The sequence below is a fragment of the Streptomyces colwelliae genome (genome assembly GCF_048158785.1).
In the GTDB taxonomy this organism is placed as follows: Bacteria; Actinomycetota; Actinomycetes; order Streptomycetales; family Streptomycetaceae; genus Streptomyces.
On record NZ_JBLTJC010000614.1, the window covers coordinates 1 to 3,965 of the forward strand.

Here is a 3,965-nt window from a genome sequence, read left to right on the forward strand (position 1 = left end):
CGCCGGAACCGGTGACGGTGGCCTTAGGCACACGCCCAGCTTCGGATGGGCGTCCAGCGCCTCGAAGTACGGCCCGAAGTCGGCGCCGGAAAGATCAACCTCGACAAGGGCCGCGTCAGCCTCCAGAAGAACCAGACGGTGTCCCTGGTCAAGGGCGGCCGCCCGCTCCTCTCCCAGGTCAAGATGGGCCTCGGCTGGGAGCCCGCGTTCCGCGGCAAGGACATCGACCTGGATGCCTCGGTCGTCGCCTACGGCCCGCAGCGCAACCACATCGACAGCTGCTACTTCGGCAAGCTCTCGATCCTGAACGGCGCGATCAAGCACTCCGGGGACAACCTCACGGGCGAGGGCGGCGGTGACGACGAGGTGATCGTGGTCGACCTCGGCCGCATCCCCCAGGAGGTCACCGGCCTGGTCTTCACGGTCAACTCCTTCTCCGGCCAGAAGTTCACCGAGGTCGCCAAGGCCTACTGCCGCCTCCTGGACGCGGCCACCGGCGAGGAGCTGGTCCGCTTCGACCTCACCAACGCCGAGGCCCAGACCGGCGTGATGATGGCGAAACTGGTCAAGCAGTTCTCCGGCGAGTGGGACATGACGGCGATGGGCGACTTCGTGAAGTCCCGCACGGTGAGGGGCATGGTGAAGCCGGCGGCCCAGGCACTGTAACCACCCCACACAGTCCTACGACCGCTGCGGGCGCCCCTGATCGAGGGGCGCCCGGCGTTCACCCCTCCCGGCCGGCGGGCTCTTCGGTGGACGGCCGCAAGCCGTCCGTCAGCAGGGACAGATAGCGGCGGATGTGCTTGCCCTGTCCGTTCGCCAACTCCGAGGCCGTGGACACCCCGTGGGCCAGCCGCAGGACCTCGATCGGCTCGATGTCCTGACGCAGGGTCCCCTCCCGCTGCGCCGCCTCGACCAGCCGCTGCGCCGCGCTCTTCATGTGTGTGCCGCAGGCCGTGAGCGCCGCGTGGTTGCCGTCCGTGACGGCCGAGCCCAACAGGGCCTTCATTCCGCGCACTTGGATCGTCCCGACGCACACCTCGTAGAGCCACTCGGCCAGCGCCTCACCCGGCGGCAGTTCCTTCGCGAGTTCGTCGGCGCGGGTCCCGAGCGCCTCGATCCGGTCGACGTAGGCCGCCTCCAGCAGAGCCTGCCGCGTCGGGAAATGCCGGTACAGCGTCCCGGAACCGACACACGCGCGCTTGGCGATGTCGTCGAGGGACGCGTTCTCCCCGTGCTCGGCGAAGGCTTCCGCCGCCACCTTCAGCAGTCGCTCGTAGTTGCGCCGGGCGTCCGCGCGCATGGGTCTGACCTGCGCCATCCAGATACTCCTTGCGAACCGGGGACTGTCTCCGTATCTTACCGAGTACTAAACGGAGACAGTCCCCGCTTATCTCTGCGGGCAGTCCGTGCTGCCCGCACGCTTCCACACGGGGACGCCAGACCGGGAGAACTCCATGTCCACCCCGTCCGCACCGTCCACCACCACCGATGCTCTCTCAGCACCACCCCCGCCCGCCAGGCTCGGGGCCGTCCTGTTCACCATCGTCACCGCCTATCTGATGGTCGGCGTCGACTCCACCGTCGTCAACGTGGCGCTGCCGGACATCCAGAAGGACCTCGACTTCAGTCCCACCGGACTGTCCTGGGTCCTCAACGCCTACACGCTCGCCTTCGGCGGACTGCTTCTGCTGGGCGGCCGGGTCGGAGACATCGCAGGCCGCCGCCGTACGCTCACGATCGGTGTCCTGCTCTTCGCCACGTCCTCCCTGCTCGGCGGACTGGCCACCGACAGCGCCTGGCTGCTCGCGGCCCGCGCGCTACAGGGCGTGGGCGCCGCACTCATCGCGCCCAACACCCTCGCGCTGATCACCACCAACTTCCCGGAGGGCCCGCGCCGTCACCACGCGCTCGGCATCTACGCCTCCATGGCCGGCATCGGCGCCTCGATAGGCCTGGTCATCGGCGGCATGCTCACATCCTGGGCGTCCTGGCGCTGGGCCCTGCTGATCAACGTGCCGATCGGCGCCGCGGTCGCCCTCGTACTCCCCCGTTTCGTCACCGAGACCCCGCGCCACGCGGGCCGGTTCGACGCGGCGGGCGCGCTCACCGGCACCGCCGGGATGACCTCGCTGGTGTACGCGTTCATCCGGGTCTCGTCGGACGGATGGGGCGACACGCAGGCGCAGTTGGGGTTCAGTTCGGCGGCGGCCCTGCTGGCGGGCTTCGCGCTGGTCGAGTCCCGCGCCGCCCAACCCATCATGCCGCCGCGCCTGTTCGCCGACCGCAACCGCGCGGGCGGCTACGCGGGCGTCCTGCTGTTGCCGGCGGGCATGTTCGGCGCGTTCTACTTCCTCACCCTGATCAGCCAACGGGTCCTGGACTACAGCCCGTTGCGCGCGGGCTTCGCCTTCCTGCCGATGACCCTGGCGATGTTCACGGTGGTCCGCTTCGTACCGCGTCTGCTGGCCCGCTTCGGCGCCAAGCCGGTCCTGCTCACCGGCATGGCACTGCTCGTCACCTCGGCGGGGTGGCTCTCGCAACTACGCTCCGGCGACGGCTACCTGACCGGTCTCCTCGGCCCGCTCGTCCTGCTGGGCGTGGGCGTCGGCCTCAGCTTCATGCCGCTCAACGTGACGATCCTCGCGGGCATCGAACCGCGCGAGGCGGGCGCGGCGTCCGGTCTCCTCCAGACCCTCCAGTGGCTCGGCGGCACTCTCGGTCTGTCGATCCTGGTCACGGTCTTCGGTACGGCGACCCGGCACGCGACCGGGTCACCGTCCGAGATCCTCGTCCACGGCTCGGCCCGGGCGTTCGGCGTCGCCGCGCTGATCGCCCTGACCGCACTGCTGGTGTCGGCGTTCGTGATCACCGGCAGGAAGGCCGAGGGGGCTGAGGGGGCCAAGAGGGCTGCCGTGAAGGCTCCCTAGAACAGCGCGCTGTAAGCGTTGAGCGCGGGCTGTCCGCCGAGGTGGGCGTAGAGCACGGTGGAGTCGGCGGCGATCTCACCGCGGGCGACCAGGTCGATCATCCCGGCCATGGACTTGCCCTCGTAGACGGGGTCGGTGACCATCCCCTCGGTGCGGGCGGCGAGGCGCATCGCCTCCAGGGTGGTGTCGTCCGGGATGCCGTAGATGCCGGCGTGGTAGCGGTCGTCGAGTTCGACGTCGTCGAGGGTCAACTCGCGCTTGACGCCGATCAGTTGGGCGGTGCCCTGGGCGATACGGGCCACCTGCTCGCGGGTCTCGGCGGGCTTGGCCGAGGCGTCGATGCCGAGCACGCGCCGCTCACGCCCACCCGCCTCCTCGATCGCCCGGAACCCGGCGACCATGCCGGCCTGGGTGGAGCCGGTCACCGAGCACACCACCACGGTGTCGAAGAAGACGCCCAACTCCTCTTCCTGCTGGGCGACTTCGTGGGCCCAGTTGGCGAAGCCGAGGCCGCCGAGCGGGTGGTCGGAGGCGCCGGCGGGGATGGCGTACGGCTTGCCGCCGCCTTCCTCGACCTCCCTCAGCGCCAGCTCCCAGCTCTCCTTGAAACCGATGCCGAACCCGGCCTTCACCAGGCGTACGTCCGCTCCGGCGAGCCGGCTGATCAGGATGTTGCCGACCTTGTCGTAGACGGAGTCGGGCCAGTCCACCCAACTCTCCTGGATCAGCACGCACTTGAGCCCGGCGCGGGCGGCGCAGGCCGCGACCTGGCGGGTGTGGTTGGACTGCACGCCGCCGATGGAGACGAGGGTGTCGCAGCCCTGCGCGAGGGCGTCGGCGACGAGGTACTCCAGCTTGCGGGTCTTGTTGCCGCCGTACGCGACACCGGAGTTGCAGTCCTCGCGCTTGGCCCACATCGTGGCGCCGCCGAGGTGGGCGGTGAGGCGCTCCAGCGGGTGGACGGGCGAGGGGCCGAAGAGGAAGGGGTAACGGTCGTACGAGGAAAGGGACATGGGGGTTCTCCCGGGTGGGTCG

At 69.9% G+C, this 3,965-nt stretch carries 4 protein-coding genes; 2 read left to right on the forward strand and 2 right to left on the reverse strand.

The genetic code is table 11. The features are described 5' to 3' along the window. Nucleotides 1–138 precede the first annotated feature (138 nt). Entirely contained in the window at nt 139–666 is a 528-nt protein-coding gene (locus tag ACNFOC_RS51970; protein ID WP_416965959.1) for a TerD family protein, read from the forward strand. A gap of 58 nt (nt 667–724) precedes the next feature. Here the strand turns inward: ACNFOC_RS51970 and ACNFOC_RS51975 are convergent, their stop codons facing one another. Next, nucleotides 725–1,321 (reverse strand): TetR/AcrR family transcriptional regulator, encoded by a 597-nt coding sequence (locus ACNFOC_RS51975; RefSeq protein WP_416965960.1) that lies wholly within the window; start codon nt 1,319–1,321, stop codon nt 725–727. A 136-nt stretch (nt 1,322–1,457) separates the two neighbouring features. Between ACNFOC_RS51975 and ACNFOC_RS51980 the strand changes: the two genes are divergently transcribed. Beyond that, entirely contained in the window at nt 1,458–2,930 is a 1,473-nt protein-coding gene (locus tag ACNFOC_RS51980; RefSeq protein WP_416965961.1) for an MFS transporter, read from the forward strand. Here the strand turns inward: ACNFOC_RS51980 and ACNFOC_RS51985 are convergent. Next, entirely contained in the window at nt 2,927–3,943 is a 1,017-nt protein-coding gene (locus ACNFOC_RS51985) for a 1-aminocyclopropane-1-carboxylate deaminase (RefSeq protein ID WP_416965962.1), read from the reverse strand. The genes ACNFOC_RS51980 and ACNFOC_RS51985 overlap by 4 nt on opposite strands. Nucleotides 3,944–3,965: the final 22 nt, after the last annotated feature.

What these genes read in the sequence shown, in the direction of transcription:
- ACNFOC_RS51985 (WP_416965962.1), bottom strand. Translation starts at nt 3,943, where the DNA reads ATGTCCCTTTCCTCGTACGACCGTTACCCCTTCCTCTTCGGCCCCTCG.
- ACNFOC_RS51975 (WP_416965960.1), bottom strand. Translation starts at nt 1,321, where the DNA reads ATGGCGCAGGTCAGACCCATGCGCGCGGACGCCCGGCGCAACTACGAG.
- ACNFOC_RS51980 (WP_416965961.1), top strand. Translation starts at nt 1,458, where the DNA reads ATGTCCACCCCGTCCGCACCGTCCACCACCACCGATGCTCTCTCAGCA.